Consider the following 16,439-nt stretch of genomic DNA (forward strand, 5'->3'; position numbering starts at 1 on the left):
TTCGAGCGTTTCGTGCCTGTAAGGGCACGGAACGTTCGCGGAGCAAGATTTAGCTATGTTTTAGGCTGGCACAAGTGTCATGTAAACCTGAAGGCCAGGAACAAGTGCGCCTTCTGCGCCGGCTTCTGGGAGATCAATCGCGTTGATGTGGGATGTGTAATATTTTCCATTGAACCTGAACTTTTTCCCATAGGCGGTGGCTATCATGCCGTATGCCGAGTCGCCCCAAATTTCATAATGCTCTGGCGAACCTCCCGGAATGCGCACAAAGCACAGGTCACTTGCATCTCTGACTGAATTGTCTTCGGCATTCTCGCTGGCTTTACGGCCTACGATTTCAATCGATTCGATGTGCGAGCTGTTTTGGCTGAAATTGTAGTTAAGTTGTTCTGGGTAAATTCCCAAAGTAGGCTTTTCATTTCTAAAGACTCGTAGGCCAGCATATCCGTTATCTAAAGCTTTAGCGATCACCCATGACATGCGGTCATGAATGTTTAACGTTTCACCCTGGAAAGTAAATTTCATCGCGAGCCTCCGAAGATTGATTGTCGCGATTCCTATTTTTCAAGTATCAGCGGTGAGTCACAACTGGTAGTTTTAACAGGTGTGTTAAGGTGCATTGCCTGGCATAGTTACGGGTTGCGCTGCGTCGCTTCATTCACACATGCATTATGTGTGCGCGGGAATAGTGCGTTTTCTGGAAAGATCAACTGCTAGCAGCAAATGCAGCCATCGATGCGGACAGGGCAGTGGGCCGACAGTGTCAGGCCTTGTCTGACGAAAGGAGGGCGAAGCCCTCCCTGCAATCTCTCAGCCAGTAATGATCATGCGGATATCCGCCGCCAGCTCGCGCACCCGCTCTTCCTCGGTATCCCACGAACACATGAACCGCGCACCGCCGCTACCAATGAAGGTATAGAAGCGCCAGCCCTTGACCCGCAGTGCTTCAATCGCGTGCTCCGGCATCTGCAGGAACACGCCGTTGGCCTCCACCGGGAACATCAGCTCGACCCCCGGCAGGTCACTCACCAGCGAGGCCAGCAATTGCGCACAATGGTTGGCGTGATTGCCACGGCGCAACCAGGCGCCATTTTCCAGCAAACCGACCCACGGCGCCGACAGGAAGCGCATCTTCGACGCCAGCTGCCCAGCCTGCTTGCAGCGGTAGTCGAAGTCTTCGGCCAGCTGGCGGTTGAAGAACAGGATCGCCTCACCCACGGCCATGCCGTTCTTGGTGCCGCCAAAGCACAGTACATCGATACCGGCCTTCCAGGTCAGCTCGGCTGGGCTGCAGCCGAGGAATGCGCAGGCATTGGTAAAGCGTGCGCCGTCCATGTGCAGGTTCAGGCCCAGCTCCTTGCAAGTGGCGCTGATTGCCTTGAGCTCGTCCGGGCGATAGACAGTGCCCACCTCGGTGGCCTGGGTAATGGTCACCACCCGTGGCTTGGGGTAGTGGATGTCCTGGCGCTTGAGCGCCACTTCGCGGATCGATTCGGGCGTCAGCTTGCCATTGACGCTGGGCGCGGTGAGCAGTTTGGAACCGTTGGAGAAGAACTCCGGCGCGCCGCATTCGTCGGTTTCGACGTGGGCGGTCTCGGAGCAGATGACGCTGTGGTAGCTCTGGCACAGCGAGGCCAGGGCCAGCGAGTTGGCGGCGGTGCCGTTGAAGGCGAAGAACACCTCGCAGTCGGTTTCGAACAAGTTACGGAAGTACTCCGACGCACGTTCGGTCCACTGGTCGTCGCCGTAGGCGCGGTCGTGACCGTGGTTGGCCATTTCCATTGCGGCCCAGGCTTCGGGGCAGATGCCGGAATAGTTGTCGCTGGCGAATTGTTGGCTCTTATCTGTCATGACACTGTCCTGTGAACGACGCAGAACAGCACTCTAAACCATTGCTGAAACGGTTGCCTATACAAGCTGTCGGTGCCGGCCCTTCGCGGATAAATCCGCTCCTACAAACGACACATGGCCTGTAGGAGCGGATTTATCCGCGAGAGGCCGGCATGAACAACACAAAAGCCAATGTCGTAAACGCGCCATTGCAAGGCGTGCGCAGGCATCTGACCCACCCCGGCCAGTCATAACATCGCCACAAAGGGCCACAGTGCCCCACGACAAAAAACGATCGCTGCCGGGAGATACACGATGTTCAGCAAGCAAGACCAGATCCAGGGTTATGACGATGCACTGCTGGCGGCGATGAATGCCGAAGAACAGCGTCAGGAAGATCACATCGAGCTGATCGCTTCGGAAAACTACACCAGCAAGCGCGTGATGCAGGCCCAGGGCAGCGGCCTGACCAACAAGTACGCCGAAGGCTACCCAGGCAAGCGCTACTACGGCGGCTGCGAGCACGTCGACAAGGTCGAGGCGCTGGCCATCGAGCGTGCCAAGCAGCTGTTCGGTGCCGACTACGCCAACGTCCAGCCGCACTCCGGTTCTTCGGCCAACGGCGCCGTCTACCTGGCCCTGCTGCAGGCCGGTGACACCATCCTCGGCATGAGCCTGGCCCACGGCGGCCACCTGACCCACGGCGCCAAGGTGTCGTCCTCGGGCAAGCTGTACAACGCAGTGCAATACGGCATCGACACCAAGACTGGCCTGATCGACTACGACGAAGTCGAGCGCCTGGCCGTCGAGCACAAGCCGAAGATGATCGTTGCCGGCTTCTCGGCCTACTCCAAGACCCTCGACTTCCCACGCTTGCGCGCCATCGCTGACAAGGTCGGTGCGCTGCTGTTCGTCGACATGGCCCACGTCGCCGGCCTGGTTGCCGCTGGCCTGTACCCGAACCCGATCCCGTTCGCCGACGTGGTCACCACCACCACCCACAAGACCCTGCGCGGTCCACGTGGCGGCCTGATCCTGGCCAAGTCCAACGAAGAGATCGAAAAGAAGCTGAACGCCGCAGTATTCCCCGGCGCCCAGGGCGGCCCGCTGATGCACGTGATCGCCGCCAAGGCCGTGTGCTTCAAGGAAGCGCTGGAGCCAGGCTTCAAGGCCTACCAGAAGCAAGTGATCGAAAACGCCCAGGCCATGGCCCAGGTGTTCATCGACCGCGGCTACGACGTGGTCTCCGGCGGCACCGACAACCACCTGTTCCTGGTCAGCCTGATTCGCCAGGGCCTGACCGGCAAAGATGCCGACGCCGCCCTGGGCCGCGCGCACATCACCGTCAACAAGAACGCCGTACCGAACGACCCGCAGTCGCCGTTCGTCACTTCGGGCCTGCGCATCGGCACCCCGGCCGTTACCACCCGCGGCTTCAAGGTCGCCCAGTGCGTAGCCCTGGCCGGCTGGATCTGCGACATCCTCGACAACCTCGGTGACGCCGACGTCGAAGCCGATGTGGCGAAGAACGTCGCGGCCCTGTGCGCCGACTTCCCTGTTTACCGCTGAGTGGAGTAAACGACCATGCAACGCTACTCGGGCTTCGGCCTCTTTAAACACTCCCTCAGCCACCACGAAAACTGGCAGCGCATGTGGCGCACGCCGACCCCTAAAAAGGTCTACGACGTGGTCATCGTCGGCGGTGGCGGCCATGGCCTGGCCACGGCTTACTACCTGGCCAAAGAGCACGGCATCACCAACGTTGCCGTGATCGAGAAAGGCTACCTGGGCGGCGGCAACACCGCCCGTAACACCACCATCGTGCGCTCCAACTACCTGTGGGACGAGTCGGCGCACCTTTACGAGCACGCCATGAAGCTGTGGGAAGGCCTGTCCCAGGACCTCAACTACAACGTCATGTTCTCCCAGCGCGGTGTCTACAACCTGTGCCACACCCTGCAGGACATGCGTGACTCCGAGCGCCGTGTTTCCGCCAACCGCCTCAACGGCGTCGATGGCGAGCTGCTCAATACCGCTCAGGTCGCGGCCGAAATCCCGTACCTGGACTGCTCGAAGAACACCCGCTACCCGATCCTCGGTGCAACCGTTCAGCGCCGTGGTGGCGTGGCCCGTCACGACGCCGTGGCCTGGGGCTTCGCCCGTGCCGCCGACGCCCTGGGCGTGGACCTGATCCAGCAGACCGAAGTGATTGGCTTCCGCAAGGAAAACGGCGCGGTCATCGGCGTGGAAACCAACAAAGGCTTCATTGGCGCCAAGCGCGTTGGTGTGGTCACCGCCGGTAACTCCGGGCACATGGCCAAGCTGGCCGGCTTCCGCCTGCCGCTGGAATCGCACCCGCTGCAAGCGCTGGTATCCGAGCCGATCAAGCCGATCATCGACTCGGTGATCATGTCCAACGCCGTACACGGCTACATCAGCCAGTCCGACAAGGGCGACCTGGTGATCGGTGCCGGTATCGACGGCTGGGTCGGCTACGGCCAACGTGGTTCGTACCCGGTGATCGAGCACACCCTGCAGGCCATCGTCGAGATGTTCCCCAACCTCTCGCGCGTGCGCATGAACCGCCAGTGGGGCGGCATCGTCGACACCTCGCCGGACGCTTGCCCGATCATCACCAAGACCCCTGTCAAGAACATGTTCTTCAACTGCGGTTGGGGTACTGGCGGCTTCAAGGCGACCCCGGGTTCGGGCAACGTCTTCGCCGCAAGCCTGGCCAAGGGCGAAATGCACCCACTGGCCGCGCCGTTCTCCATGGACCGTTTCTACAACGGCGCACTGATCGACGAACACGGCGCCGCCGCCGTCGCCCACTAACCGGAGACACCGTCATGTTGCATATTTTCTGTCCCCACTGCGGCGAGCTGCGCTCCGAAGAAGAGTTCCACGCCTCTGGTCAGGCGCATATTCCCCGCCCGCTGGACCCCAACGCCTGCTCCGACGAGGAGTGGGGTACCTACATGTTCTACCGTGACAACCCACGCGGTATTCACCATGAACTGTGGGACCACGTTGCCGGCTGCCGCCAGTACTTCAACGTCACCCGTAACACCGTGACTTACGAGATTCTGGAAACCTACAAGATTGGCCAGAAGCCGCAAGTGACTGCTGATGGCAAAGCTGCGAACGCACCGTCCGCCGTCAAAGGCCAAGGGGAAAAAGTATGAGCCAGACCTATCGCCTCGCCAGCGGCGGCCGTATCGACCGCAGCAAGGTCCTGAACTTCACCTTCAACGGCAAGACCTACCAGGGTTATGCCGGTGACAGCCTGGCCGCTGCCTTGCTGGCCAATGGCGTCGACATCGTCGGCCGCAGCTTCAAGTACTCGCGCCCACGCGGCATCATCGCTGCCGGTACCGAAGAGCCGAACGCCATCCTGCAGATCGGCTCCAGCGAAGCCACCCAGATCCCTAACGTGCGTGCCACCCAGCAGGCGCTGTACGCAGGGCTGGTCGCCACCAGCACCAACGGCTGGCCTAACGTCAACAACGACGTCATGGGCATCCTTGGCAAGGTCGGTGGCAGCATGATGCCGCCGGGCTTCTACTACAAAACCTTCATGTACCCGAAATCGTTCTGGATGACGTACGAGAAGTACATCCGCAAAGCCGCCGGCCTTGGCCGTGCGCCGCTGCAGAACGACCCGGACAGCTACGACTACATGAACCAGCACTGCGACGTGCTGATCGTCGGCGCCGGCCCTGCTGGCCTGGCTGCCGCCCTGGCCGCTGCCCGCAGCGGTGCCCGGGTGATCCTGGCCGATGAGCAGGAAGAGTTCGGCGGCAGCCTGCTCGACACCCGCGAAACCCTCGACGGCAAGCCTGCCGCCGACTGGGTCAACGCGGTGGTCAAAGAGCTCGAAGGCCTGCCGGAAGTGACCCTGTTGCCACGTGCCACGGTCAACGGCTACCACGACCATAACTTCCTGACCATTCACGAGCGCCTTACCGACCACCTCGGCGACCGCGCCCCGATCGGCCAGGTTCGCCACCGTGTGCACCGCGTCCGCGCCAAGCGCGTGGTCCTGGCTGCCGGCGCCCACGAGCGCCCGCTGGTGTATGGCAACAACGACCTGCCGGGCAACATGCTGGCCGGTGCCGTGTCCACCTACGTACGCCGCTACGGCGTGGCGCCGGGCCGCAAGCTGGTGCTGTCGACCAACAACGACCACGCCTACCGCGCCGCGCTGGACTGGCACGACGCGGGCCTGCAGGTGGTCGCCATTGCCGACGCCCGCCACAACCCGCGCGGCTCGCTGGTTGAAGAAGCACGTGCCAAAGGCATCCGCATCCTCACCTCCAGTGCCGTGGTCGAGGCCAAAGGCACCAAGCACGTCAGCGGCGCCCGTGTGGCCGCCATCGATGTGCAGGCGCACAAGGTCACCAGCCCTGGCGAAACCCTCGAATGCGACCTGATCGCCACCTCCGGCGGCTACAGCCCGATCGTGCACCTGGCTTCGCACCTGGGCGGTCGCCCGGTATGGCGTGAAGACATCCTCGGCTTCGTGCCGGGCGATGCCCCACAGAAACGCGAATGCGTAGGCGGCATCAACGGCGTCTACGCCCTGGGCGAGGTGATTGCCGATGGCTTCGAAGGCGGCGCTCGCGCAGCCACCGAAGCCGGCTTCAAAGCCACCGTTGGCAGCCTGCCGAAAACCGTTGCGCGCAAGGAAGAGGCCACCGTGGCGCTGTTCCAGGTGCCGCACGACAAAGGCACGGCCCGCGCACCCAAGCAGTTTGTCGACCAGCAGAACGACGTCACCGCAGCCGCCATCGAACTGGCCACCCGCGAAGGCTTCGAATCGGTCGAGCACGTAAAACGCTACACCGCACTGGGCTTCGGTACCGACCAGGGCAAGCTGGGCAACATCAACGGCCTGGCCATCGCCGCCCGTTCGATCGGCATCACCATCCCGGAAATGGGCACCACCATGTTCCGCCCGAACTACACGCCGGTGACTTTCGGTGCAGTAGCCGGTCGCCACTGTGGCCACCTGTTCGAGCCGGTACGCTTCACCGCCCTGCATGCCTGGCACGTGAAGAGCGGTGCCGAGTTCGAAGACGTCGGCCAGTGGAAGCGCCCTTGGTACTTCCCGAAAGCCGGTGAAGACATCCATGCTGCCGTGGCGCGTGAATGCAAGGCCGTGCGCGACAGCGTGGGCCTGCTGGACGCCTCGACCCTGGGCAAGATCGACATCCAGGGCCCGGATGCCCGCGAGTTCCTCAACCGCATCTACACCAACGCCTGGACCAAGCTCGACGTGGGCAAGGCCCGCTACGGCCTGATGTGCAAGGAAGACGGCATGGTCTTCGACGACGGCGTAACCGCCTGCGTCGGCGACAACCACTTCATCATGACCACCACCACCGGCGGCGCCGCCCGCGTGCTGCAGTGGATGGAGCTCTACCACCAGACCGAATGGCCAGAGATGAAGGTGTACTTCACCTCGGTCACCGACCACTGGGCGACCATGACCCTGTCTGGCCCCAACAGCCGCAAGCTGCTCAGCGAGCTGACCGACATCGACATGGACAAGGAAGCCTTCCCGTTCATGACCTGGAAGGAAGGCAACGTTGGCGGCGTGCCGGCCCGCGTGTTCCGTATCTCGTTCACCGGTGAGCTGTCGTACGAAGTCAACGTGCAGGCCAACTACGCCATGGGCGTGCTGGAACAGATCATCGAGGCCGGCAAGAAGTACAACCTGACCCCGTACGGCACCGAGACCATGCACGTACTGCGTGCCGAGAAGGGCTTCATCATCGTTGGCCAGGATACCGATGGCTCGATGAACCCGGACGACCTCAACATGAGCTGGTGCGTGGGCCGCAACAAGCCATTCTCGTGGATTGGCCTGCGTGGCATGAACCGCGAAGACTGCCTGCGCGACAACCGCAAGCAACTGGTAGGCCTGAAGCCGATCGACCCAACCAAGTGGCTGCCGGAAGGCGCCCAGTTGGTGTTCGATCCGAAGCAACCGATCCCGATGGACATGGTCGGCCACGTTACCTCCAGCTATGCCTCCAACTCCCTGGGCTATTCGTTCGCCATGGGTGTGGTCAAGGGCGGCCTCAAGCGCATGGGCGAGCGTGTGTACTCGCCACAGGCGGATGGCAGCGTGATCGAGGCGGAGATCGTGTCTTCGGTGTTCTTCGATCCGAAGGGTGAGCGGCAGAACGTCTAAGGCCCCCGGTACCAACCGGTGCCTGATTGGAATGAGGTCTATGTGGGTGCGGGCTTGCCCGCGAAGAAGGCGGTGAATCCACCATCGCATTCGCGGGCAAGCCCGTTCCCACAGGATGACCGTCACCCGCAGGCATCGTGGTCGAACCCAGAATTCAAGGCAGGTAAGAAATGAGCGCTATCAACGTCTTCCAGCAAAACCCCGGCAGCGATGCCAAGGCCCAGTCGCCACTGCACCACGCCGACCTGGCCAGCCTGGTCGGCAAGGGCCGCAAGAACGCAGGCGTGACCCTGCGTGAACGCAAGTTCCTCGGCCACCTGACCCTGCGTGGCGATGGCCACAACCCGGAATTCGCCGCCGGCGTGCACAAGGCCCTGGGCCTGGAGCTGCCGGTTGCCCTGACCGTGGTCGCCAACAACGAGATGTCGTTGCAATGGGTAGGCCCGGATGAGTGGCTGCTGATCGTGCCCGGCGGCCAGGAGCTGGCAGTGGAGCAGAAGCTTCGTGCGGCCCTTGACGGCCAGCACATCCAGGTGGTCAACGTCAGCGGCGGGCAGAGCCTGCTGGAGCTGCGCGGCCCGAACGTGCGCGAAGTACTGATGAAGTCCACCAGCTATGATGTTCACCCGAACAACTTCCCGGTGGGCAAGGCAGTCGGCACCGTGTTCGCCAAGTCGCAACTGGTGATCCGCCGTACCGCCGAAGACACCTGGGAGTTGGTGATTCGCCGCAGCTTCGCCGACTACTGGTGGCTGTGGCTGCAGGACGCTTCGGCCGAATACGGCCTGAGCATCGAGGCTTAAGGAGAGCAGAACATGAGTCGGGCACCGGATACCTGGATTCTCACCGCCGACTGCCCGAGCATGCTCGGCACCGTCGACGTGGTGACGCGTTTCCTCTACGAGCAGCGCTGCTACGTGACGGAGCACCACTCCTTCGATGACCGGCAGTCGGGGCGCTTCTTCATTCGCGTCGAATTCCGCCAGCCGGACGATTTTGACGAGGCGGGCTTCCGGGCCGGCCTGGCTGAACGCAGCGAAGCGTTCGGCATGGCCTTCGAGCTGACCGCACCCAATCACCGCCCCAAGGTGGTGATCATGGTGTCCAAGGCCGACCACTGCCTGAATGACTTGCTGTACCGCCAGCGCATCGGGCAGCTGGGCATGGACGTGGTCGCGGTGGTGTCCAACCACCCAGACCTCGAACCCTTGGCGCACTGGCACAAGATTCCGTACTACCACTTCGCACTCGACCCCAACGACAAGGCCGGGCAAGAGCGCAAGGTGCTGCAAGTGATCGAGGAGACCGGCGCCGAGCTGGTGATCCTTGCCCGTTACATGCAGGTGCTGTCGCCTGAGCTGTGCCGGCGCCTGGATGGCTGGGCGATCAACATTCACCACTCGTTGCTGCCCGGGTTCAAGGGCGCCAAGCCTTATCACCAGGCGTACAACAAGGGCGTGAAAATGGTTGGCGCCACAGCGCACTACATCAACAACGACCTCGATGAAGGGCCGATCATTGCCCAGGGTGTCGAGGTGGTGGACCACAGCCATTACCCCGAGGACCTGATTGCCAAGGGGCGCGACATCGAATGCCTGACCCTGGCGCGGGCGGTGGGGTATCACATCGAACGGCGGGTGTTCCTCAACGCCAACCGGACTGTGGTGCTTTAAGCATTTGGGGCTGCTGCGCAGCCCTTTCGCGACGCAAGGCCGCTCCTACAGAGGTACGTATTCTCCTGTAGGAGCGGCCTTGCGTCGCGAAAGGGCCGCACAGCGGCCCCAGCTTTTCCCCTGCCGTTAAAAGGCATCTCCCTGTCGTTTCCAGTCAGTGCAAACCGCCGTATCAGGCCCACAATTCCCTGCATTCCAGTAACACATGCCGCCCATGGACGGCGGCGCGTTCCACCACCGCTGCATAAATAAAAATCAAGCGAGGTAAGAGCATGTCTGGCAATCGTGGAGTGGTGTATCTCGGCGCTGGCAAGGTCGAAGTACAGAAGATCGACTACCCGAAAATGCAAGACCCACGCGGCAAGAAGATCGAGCACGGCGTGATCCTCAAGGTGGTCTCCACCAACATCTGCGGCTCCGACCAGCACATGGTCCGCGGCCGTACCACTGCCCAGGTCGGCCTGGTCCTGGGCCACGAAATCACCGGTGAAATCGTCGAGCTGGGGCGTGACGTAGAACGCCTGAAGATCGGTGACCTGGTGTCGGTACCGTTCAACGTCGCCTGCGGGCGCTGCCGCTCGTGCAAAGAGATGCACACCGGTGTCTGCCTCACCGTCAACCCGGCCCGCGCCGGCGGTGCCTACGGCTATGTCGACATGGGCGACTGGACCGGCGGCCAGGCCGAGTACGTGCTGGTGCCGTACGCCGACTTCAACCTGCTGAAACTGCCGGACCGCGACAAGGCCATGGAAAAGATCCGTGACCTGACCTGCCTGTCCGACATTCTGCCGACCGGCTACCACGGCGCCGTGACTGCCGGCGTAGGCCCAGGCAGCACCGTTTACGTAGCCGGTGCCGGCCCGGTCGGCCTGGCCGCCGCCGCCTCGGCCCGCCTGCTGGGCGCCGCCTGCGTGATCGTCGGCGACCTCAACCCAGCCCGTCTGGCCCACGCCAAGTCCCAGGGCTTTGAAGTGGTCGACCTGTCCAAGGACACCCCGCTGCACGAGCAGATCGTCGACATCCTCGGTGAGCCGGAAGTGGACTGCGCCGTCGACGCCGTCGGTTTCGAGGCCCGCGGCCATGGCCACGAAGGTGCCAAGCATGAGGCACCGGCCACCGTGCTGAACTCGCTGATGCAAGTTACCCGCGTTGCCGGCAGCATTGGTATCCCTGGGCTGTACGTGACCGAAGACCCGGGCGCGGTGGATGCCGCCGCCAAGATCGGCGCGCTGAGCATCCGCTTCGGCCTGGGCTGGGCCAAGTCGCACAGCTTCCATACCGGCCAGACCCCGACCATGAAGTACAACCGCCAGCTGATGCAGGCGATCATGTGGGACCGGATCAACATTGCCGAAGTGGTGGGTGTGCAGGTGATCAACCTGGATCAGGCACCGGAAGGGTATGGCGAGTTCGATGCAGGCGTGCCGAAGAAGTTTGTGATCGACCCGCACAAGATGTGGGGCGCGGCTTGACGCCGTGATGTAACAAAGAGCCCCTCATAGTGTGGGGCTTTTTTCATGGCTGCTTGTCTGAGCTTTGCACCACAAGGACCGAGCCTTTGTCATCGGTGGCGAGTAAGCCGCCGGCCTGGGTGTTGCTTGTACTCAACTCTGCCAGAGGTTGTTCTGCATTGCGGAAGATGGCGCGATACTCGTCGCCTTGTATCACAGTGATGAACTTGTCGCCCTGGTAGAAGAAAAGCGAGCGGTTCGATGCTTTGCTCATGATTCTGGTCCCTGCTGCGATGGATGTAGGGGGTGTGCTTGATGCCCATTCTGAACAGTCGAAGGAGTTTCGATACTGGCAGAAATAACAGTTTTACTGCCTCCCTTAGCACTGCCTCATAACCTGCGGGAGCGGGCTTGCCCGCGAAGAGGCCAGCCCTGCCAACCCTTCAATCAGCGCATCATCCCCAACTCTGCATCATCCATCAGCGCCTTGGCCAACGCGCTTAGATAATGTGAAGCCCAAAGTAACTGCGGCTTGTTGTCCATCAGGCCGTCAATGGTCAAATCCCGCACATAGCCCATCAGCTCTGAAGCCTGTTCGCGTGCGCTCTGGCAGGGAATGCCCGGGGCAATGCAGAACAGCGGGTGGGTGTGGCCTTCGCCCTGGTAGAAAAATGTCTTGCCTACGGTGGTCTTGGTGTTGTCGCTGGTCATGATTCAATCTCCCTGAAGTTTCTCGACTGCCAGGCCCGGCCCTATCGCGGCTAAAGCCGCTCCTACAGGCCTTGTGCGGTCCGTGTAGGAGCGGCTTTAGCCGCGAAGGGCCAGCCCAGCCAACACAAGGCTCAAGCCCTAGTGCAACGTTCGCGGCTCCGCCGGCATCTGCGCCTGGATCAACGCCGCCTCAAGCAGCACCCGCAGCGCATCAAGCTCATGCATCGTGGCCATCATCAGAATCGAGACCGGTGATTTGGGCTGCAGCAGTATCGCCTGATGCGCGACGGTTTGGGCGCACAGCGCGTAGTCTGTGGCCTGGATGAGGGTGTCTTCGAGGGAATGGGAGGTGTGGGGTGGATCGGGGACAATCTTGAGCATTATCGTTTGCCTCTTGGGGCCACCACACACTTGCTGTCAAACAAGAAGGCGGCAGCTGTACATGGGTTGACAGACCGGTAGGCAAACAAAAACCCGGCGCACGTGAAGTGCCCCATGCACAGCTGCCATAGAGGCAAAGCCATGTGTTTGACTAGGACGGCCTGTCAAAGCCGGTCGCTGATTTCGCAACGACCGCCCGAGACTAGAGCGCAGCCCAGATCATCGCAATGGCTTAAGCGGCTTGGGACCTTAATTCAGAAACGTCCTACATGTAAGAGGAAATAACGGAAATCCCGTGGGATTAGCACGACAAGAGACTCTTTTCAGCTTGGTCCACGCGAGAATCGCTCAGCTTCCGTACCGGCCAGAGCCAAACCATGAAATACAACCGCCAGCTGATGCAGGCGATCATGTGGGATCGGATCAACATTGCCGAAGTGGTGGGCGTGCAGGTGATCAACCTGGATCAGGCGCCGGAAGGGTATGGCGAGTTTGATGCGGGTGTGCCGAAGAAGTTTGTGATTGACCCGCACAAGATGTGGGGAGCGGCGTAGTAAACGTCGAATAAAAGAGCCCCTCTGGTCGAGGGGCTTTTCCAGAGCGATGTTGGCTATCGTTTCTTTAAAGCTGAAACCCAATCAGCTCATTTTTATGAGCGCCATGGCGAGCGGCACGCAGGATTAGTGGACGCTAGCTATCTTGTTTGATCGAGAAGTAGAATACTACTACGGCGGTTCATGGTCTGGGCGCGATCTTGCGATAGATTTATTTATGATTATGTGCCAGTTGTTATTTTCTGGCTTCGTTGACTAAGTGTTTAATCAAAAAGTAGCCGCCAGTTCCCACGCCTACGCTAACGATGACCTGGAATAGTCCGCTCACGCGACTTGGAAATATTTGGGTCCGGTAAGGGCTACGATAGCTAAACTGTATGTCGGGTTTTTTAGTAGGCTCAATGATGGCGGGGGTGTTTTTGCTATTAACTGATGTGCTGGTAAAATCCGCTGTAGCAGATTTAGAAGTAAATGTATGAGTCGATTCAGCTATAATTCCAGCTGGTGAGCGCTGGATGCCTCTGTTCAGAGTTGAGGGTGCACCTGCTTTCGGCTGCGCTATGACAGATGTAGGCGCTTGTACTAATTTTCTGCTATGCAGTCCATCTGTACCAAATTTAATAAGGTGGCGTGTGACGGATCTCAATATTGATTGGAATGCTCGCATGAAATTGCCCGATGGGTCTTCCCAGTTGATTGGGTCGCCTTGGCAGTAGCTATAAGAATTTGATCCGCCCTTCCCAAAAGGGCTAAGTTCGTCCTGAGAGGTAAATCGCATTAGTTTAGTGTTATAAAGCCGGCGCCCATTTCCGAGTAGGTATCCGCCTGCGGATATTTCCTCTCGTTGTCCATTGAAGCCAATCAGGGGCGCCATTTCATCCGTCGCACGATGCCCATATGGTGCGTACACCATGTGGGAAAGTTGCATACCGATAACCGAGCCTGAGAGATCGGTCCGCAACAGTTTTGCCGATTGCACATTGTTATGCTGTGCAACTGCTGACTCGTCCGACCACATTATTCGGTGGCTGCCCTGCAAGGATTTTTCAGTTGCAAGTCGGTCGCCTTGGTAAAAGCGGAGAGTCGATGCCAGCAACGCTTGTGGTGATTCGCTGAGCGCTTCTGTCGGTTCGTTCTGCTGTTTGCCCGTCATGGATGTGATCCTTGGATTTGACTGTTAGGCCTTAGGCTGATCCTCTGTACCAAAACCCACAACTAGTAAAAATGACAGGTGCATTCGCTAAGGCGATTTATCGATGACATCGAGCTTGGCCGGAACAGAAGGACTGACTATTCGGGTTGGTGCAGTCAGTTAGTCGGATCCGCTGTGCGGCCCTTCACGGGCAAGCCCGCTCCCACGGAGGGCGCACGACAGACCCTGATATGCGGCTCGGAACAAACCTCCAACCCACCAGTCAAATCCGTCGTTTCCCAGGCCATCCCGGCCCACGAGGTCCCTCCCGATGAAAGCATTCACCCTGGCAACCCTGATGACCCTGGCCGCAAGCCCGGTGTTCGCCTTCAACCTCAGTGACGCCGCCAACGCCGTCTCCGCCATGCAGACCCAGAAGCAACAAGGTCAGGTACAAGCGCCGGAAGGGCAGGCCAATCTGCTCAACACCCTGGGCAGCCAGTTGAACATCACCCCCGAACAAGCCGTTGGCGGGGCAGGGGCGATGCTGGGGCTGGCGCGCAACAACCTGAGCAGCGACGACTATGGCCAGCTGACCAAGGCGGTGCCGGGCCTGGACCTGCTGTCGGGCGCCAATGCCTTGGGCGGGCTGAGCGGGTTGGGTGAGTTGCTGGGCAGCGACAAGGGCAGCCAGTCGGCCCTGGACAAGGCGTTGGGCAACGATGTGGAGAACCGTGGCGACCTGGACAACGCGTTCAAGGCGCTGGGGATGGATACCGGGATGATCGGGCAGTTTGCGCCGTTGATTCTGCAGTACCTGGGGCAGCAGGGGATTGCCGGGTCGTTGTTGCAGAATCTGGGGAGTTTGTGGACTACTCCGGCGCCGTTGACACAACCTTCGGTCTGAGGAATTTGTAGCGCCAGTGCCGGCCCTATCGCCGGCAAGCCGGTTCCCACAGGGATAGCATCGCCTTCAAGCCTGGCTGTGTACCTGTGGGAGCGGCCTTGTGTCGCGAAAGGGCCGCAAAGCGGCCCCAGCAATTGTTGCGTTAACGCTGAAACCCTGGGGCCGCTTCGCAGCCCTTTCGCGACACAAGGCCGCTCCCACAAGAAAAGCAGAATTGCTTTGGGTCATGCAGCTTCGGTGAAGTCCACCAGGCGCACCGGGCGGCGGAAGCCGGCGGTCAGTACGGCCAGGTACGCCAGACCCAGGGCAAACCAGCACAGGCCAATCACCAAGGTCAGCGCCGACAGGCTGGTCCACAGCCACAACGTCAATGCCAAGCCCACCAGCGGCACCGCGCCATAGCACAGCAGCCCTTTGAGGTTGCGCTGCGCACCTTCGCCCATCAGGTGGGTCTTCACCACCGCCAGGTTCACCGCCGAGAACGCCACCAGCGCACCGAAGCTGATCAGCGAGGCCAGGGTGGCCAGGTCGATCACCAATGCCAGCAGTGAGAACGCCGACACCAGGGCAATGGCGAACACCGGTGTGCCAAAGCGTGGCGACAGGTAACCGAAGCTGCGCCGAGGCAGTACGTTGTCGCGCCCCATGGTGAACAGGATGCGCGACACCGCCGCCTGGGAGGCCAGCGCCGAGCCGAGGCTGCCGGCAACGTAGGCTGCAGTGAAGAAGTTGGCCAGGAACTGCCCGCCCGCCTTGAACATCACCTCGTTGGCCGCCGCATCGGCATTTGCAAAGGTGGTGCCTGGCATGACCAGCTGGCTGACGTAGGCCAGCACGGTGAACAGCAGGCCGGCGAACAGGGTCGTGAGGATGATCGCCCGTGGCACGTCGCGGCGTGCGTCGCGGCATTCTTCGGCCAGGGTCGAGACGGCGTCGAAGCCGAGGAACGACAGGCACAGTACCGCCGCGCCGGCCATGATCGCGCCGAAACCTGGCTTGGAACCATCACCCATCAGCGGCGACAGCAGGTCCAGCGGCTGGCCGGCCAGCGACTGGCAGGACAGCGCGACAAACACCACGATGAAGACGATCTGCGCACCGACGATCAGGTTGCTGGTCTTGGCCACCGAGTGGATGCCGACCACGTTGAGCACCGTCACCAGCACGATCGAAGCCAGGGCAATGGACCAGGCCGGGATGGCGGGGAAGGCGATGTTGAGGAACAGGCCGATCAGCAGGTAGTTGATCATCGGCAGGAACAGGTAGTCGAGCAGCAGCGACCAGCCTGCGAGGAAGCCGACGTTGGGGCCGAAGGCCATGTTGGTGTAGGAGTACGCCGAGCCCGCGACCGGGAAGCGCTTGACCATGAAGCTGTAGGACGCGGCGGTGAACAGCATGGCCACCAGGGTAACCATGTAGGCGCCGGCGGTGCGGCCACCGGTGAGTTCGGTGACGATGCCGTAGGTGGTGAAGATGGTCAGCGGGACCATGTACACCAGGCCGAAGAACACCAGGGCGGGGAGGCCGAGAACGCGGCGCAGTTGGGCGGAGTTGGAGCTGGGTGGGTTGGCCATTGATCGATCCAGGCTTTTTTGTAGTTG

The 16,439-nt window shown here is 61.0% G+C and carries 15 protein-coding genes and 1 pseudogene; 9 read left to right on the top strand and 7 right to left on the bottom strand.

The window, feature by feature from the left end:
• Positions 1-60: 60 nt before the first annotated feature.
• Positions 61-525, bottom strand: a complete 465-nt coding sequence (locus tag BUQ73_RS27740) for a hypothetical protein (RefSeq protein ID WP_152031488.1) — start codon at positions 523-525, stop codon at positions 61-63.
• Between the two features lie 285 nt (positions 526-810).
• Positions 811-1,851 carry a low specificity L-threonine aldolase gene (locus tag BUQ73_RS00280; protein WP_079226251.1) on the bottom strand — a complete coding sequence of 347 codons (1,041 nt, stop codon included), beginning with the start codon at positions 1,849-1,851 and terminating at the stop codon, positions 811-813.
• A 294-nt stretch (positions 1,852-2,145) separates the two neighbouring features.
• Between BUQ73_RS00280 and BUQ73_RS00285 the strand changes: the two genes are divergently transcribed.
• The 7 genes from BUQ73_RS00285 (at position 2,146) to fdhA (ending at position 11,174) form a co-directional block, all read left to right on the top strand.
• Positions 2,146-3,399 carry a serine hydroxymethyltransferase gene (locus BUQ73_RS00285; RefSeq protein ID WP_079226252.1) on the top strand — a complete coding sequence of 418 codons (1,254 nt, stop codon included), beginning with the start codon at positions 2,146-2,148 and terminating at the stop codon, positions 3,397-3,399.
• Positions 3,400-3,414: 15 nt separating this feature from the next.
• Positions 3,415-4,665, top strand: coding sequence for a sarcosine oxidase subunit beta family protein (locus tag BUQ73_RS00290; protein ID WP_003255680.1), 1,251 nt, complete (start codon positions 3,415-3,417; stop codon positions 4,663-4,665).
• Between the two features lie 14 nt (positions 4,666-4,679).
• On the top strand, positions 4,680-5,015 hold the full coding sequence (locus tag BUQ73_RS00295; RefSeq protein ID WP_079226253.1) for a sarcosine oxidase subunit delta: 336 nt from the start codon (positions 4,680-4,682) through the stop codon (positions 5,013-5,015).
• Complete coding sequence (locus tag BUQ73_RS00300; RefSeq protein WP_079226254.1) at positions 5,012-8,029, top strand: sarcosine oxidase subunit alpha; 3,018 nt, start codon at positions 5,012-5,014, stop codon at positions 8,027-8,029. The genes BUQ73_RS00295 and BUQ73_RS00300 overlap by 4 nt, the downstream gene beginning before the upstream one ends.
• Before the next feature lie 170 nt (positions 8,030-8,199).
• Entirely contained in the window at positions 8,200-8,832 is a 633-nt protein-coding gene (locus BUQ73_RS00305; protein WP_027917539.1) for a sarcosine oxidase subunit gamma, read from the top strand.
• A 12-nt stretch (positions 8,833-8,844) separates the two neighbouring features.
• Entirely contained in the window at positions 8,845-9,702 is an 858-nt protein-coding gene (purU, locus tag BUQ73_RS00310; RefSeq protein ID WP_027594310.1) for a formyltetrahydrofolate deformylase, read from the top strand.
• Positions 9,703-9,974: 272 nt separating this feature from the next.
• Entirely contained in the window at positions 9,975-11,174 is a 1,200-nt protein-coding gene (gene fdhA, locus BUQ73_RS00315) for a formaldehyde dehydrogenase, glutathione-independent (protein WP_016393294.1), read from the top strand.
• A 43-nt stretch (positions 11,175-11,217) separates the two neighbouring features.
• Here the strand turns inward: fdhA and BUQ73_RS00320 are convergent, their stop codons facing one another.
• The 3 genes from BUQ73_RS00320 to BUQ73_RS00330 form a co-directional block, all read right to left on the bottom strand.
• The gene (locus BUQ73_RS00320) at positions 11,218-11,427 is read right to left on the bottom strand and encodes a hypothetical protein (RefSeq protein ID WP_079226255.1); all 210 of its coding nucleotides are present in this window, start codon (positions 11,425-11,427) and stop codon (positions 11,218-11,220) included.
• 173 nt (positions 11,428-11,600) lie between these two features.
• On the bottom strand, positions 11,601-11,864 hold the full coding sequence (locus BUQ73_RS00325) for a DUF3077 domain-containing protein (RefSeq protein WP_079226256.1): 264 nt from the start codon (positions 11,862-11,864) through the stop codon (positions 11,601-11,603).
• Positions 11,865-12,002: 138 nt separating this feature from the next.
• The gene (locus BUQ73_RS00330) at positions 12,003-12,245 is read right to left on the bottom strand and encodes a hypothetical protein (RefSeq protein WP_079226257.1); all 243 of its coding nucleotides are present in this window, start codon (positions 12,243-12,245) and stop codon (positions 12,003-12,005) included.
• 341 nt (positions 12,246-12,586) lie between these two features.
• Here BUQ73_RS00330 and BUQ73_RS00335 point away from each other — a divergent pair.
• Positions 12,587-12,799: pseudogene (locus BUQ73_RS00335) on the top strand (formaldehyde dehydrogenase, glutathione-independent); the annotation flags it as partial.
• A 235-nt stretch (positions 12,800-13,034) separates the two neighbouring features.
• On the opposite strand, the gene BUQ73_RS00340 reads toward BUQ73_RS00335, so the two are convergent.
• Positions 13,035-13,952, bottom strand: a complete 918-nt coding sequence (locus tag BUQ73_RS00340) for an RHS repeat-associated core domain-containing protein (RefSeq protein WP_079226258.1) — start codon at positions 13,950-13,952, stop codon at positions 13,035-13,037.
• A gap of 310 nt (positions 13,953-14,262) precedes the next feature.
• Between BUQ73_RS00340 and BUQ73_RS00345 the strand changes: the two genes are divergently transcribed.
• Positions 14,263-14,838, top strand: coding sequence for a DUF2780 domain-containing protein (locus BUQ73_RS00345; protein ID WP_079226259.1), 576 nt, complete (start codon positions 14,263-14,265; stop codon positions 14,836-14,838).
• 224 nt (positions 14,839-15,062) lie between these two features.
• Here BUQ73_RS00345 and BUQ73_RS00350 read toward each other — a convergent pair whose 3' ends face one another.
• Entirely contained in the window at positions 15,063-16,412 is a 1,350-nt protein-coding gene (locus tag BUQ73_RS00350; protein ID WP_079226260.1) for an APC family permease, read from the bottom strand.
• Positions 16,413-16,439 lie beyond the last annotated feature (27 nt).

Origin of the sequence: Pseudomonas putida, assembly GCF_002025705.1 — a bacterium.
Taxonomy (GTDB): domain Bacteria; phylum Pseudomonadota; class Gammaproteobacteria; order Pseudomonadales; family Pseudomonadaceae; genus Aquipseudomonas; species Aquipseudomonas putida_J.

Coding starts and splice junctions, on each gene's coding strand:
- BUQ73_RS00280 (WP_079226251.1), bottom strand. CDS start 1,851: ATGACAGATAAGAGCCAACAATTCGCCAGCGACAACTATTCCGGCATC.
- BUQ73_RS00305 (WP_027917539.1), top strand. CDS start 8,200: ATGAGCGCTATCAACGTCTTCCAGCAAAACCCCGGCAGCGATGCCAAG.
- BUQ73_RS00295 (WP_079226253.1), top strand. CDS start 4,680: ATGTTGCATATTTTCTGTCCCCACTGCGGCGAGCTGCGCTCCGAAGAA.
- BUQ73_RS00285 (WP_079226252.1), top strand. CDS start 2,146: ATGTTCAGCAAGCAAGACCAGATCCAGGGTTATGACGATGCACTGCTG.
- BUQ73_RS00320 (WP_079226255.1), bottom strand. CDS start 11,427: ATGAGCAAAGCATCGAACCGCTCGCTTTTCTTCTACCAGGGCGACAAG.
- BUQ73_RS27740 (WP_152031488.1), bottom strand. CDS start 525: ATGAAATTTACTTTCCAGGGTGAAACGTTAAACATTCATGACCGCATG.
- BUQ73_RS00340 (WP_079226258.1), bottom strand. CDS start 13,952: ATGACGGGCAAACAGCAGAACGAACCGACAGAAGCGCTCAGCGAATCA.
- BUQ73_RS00350 (WP_079226260.1), bottom strand. CDS start 16,412: ATGGCCAACCCACCCAGCTCCAACTCCGCCCAACTGCGCCGCGTTCTC.
- purU (WP_027594310.1), top strand. CDS start 8,845: ATGAGTCGGGCACCGGATACCTGGATTCTCACCGCCGACTGCCCGAGC.
- BUQ73_RS00290 (WP_003255680.1), top strand. CDS start 3,415: ATGCAACGCTACTCGGGCTTCGGCCTCTTTAAACACTCCCTCAGCCAC.
- fdhA (WP_016393294.1), top strand. CDS start 9,975: ATGTCTGGCAATCGTGGAGTGGTGTATCTCGGCGCTGGCAAGGTCGAA.
- BUQ73_RS00330 (WP_079226257.1), bottom strand. CDS start 12,245: ATGCTCAAGATTGTCCCCGATCCACCCCACACCTCCCATTCCCTCGAA.
- BUQ73_RS00300 (WP_079226254.1), top strand. CDS start 5,012: ATGAGCCAGACCTATCGCCTCGCCAGCGGCGGCCGTATCGACCGCAGC.
- BUQ73_RS00345 (WP_079226259.1), top strand. CDS start 14,263: ATGAAAGCATTCACCCTGGCAACCCTGATGACCCTGGCCGCAAGCCCG.
- BUQ73_RS00325 (WP_079226256.1), bottom strand. CDS start 11,864: ATGACCAGCGACAACACCAAGACCACCGTAGGCAAGACATTTTTCTAC.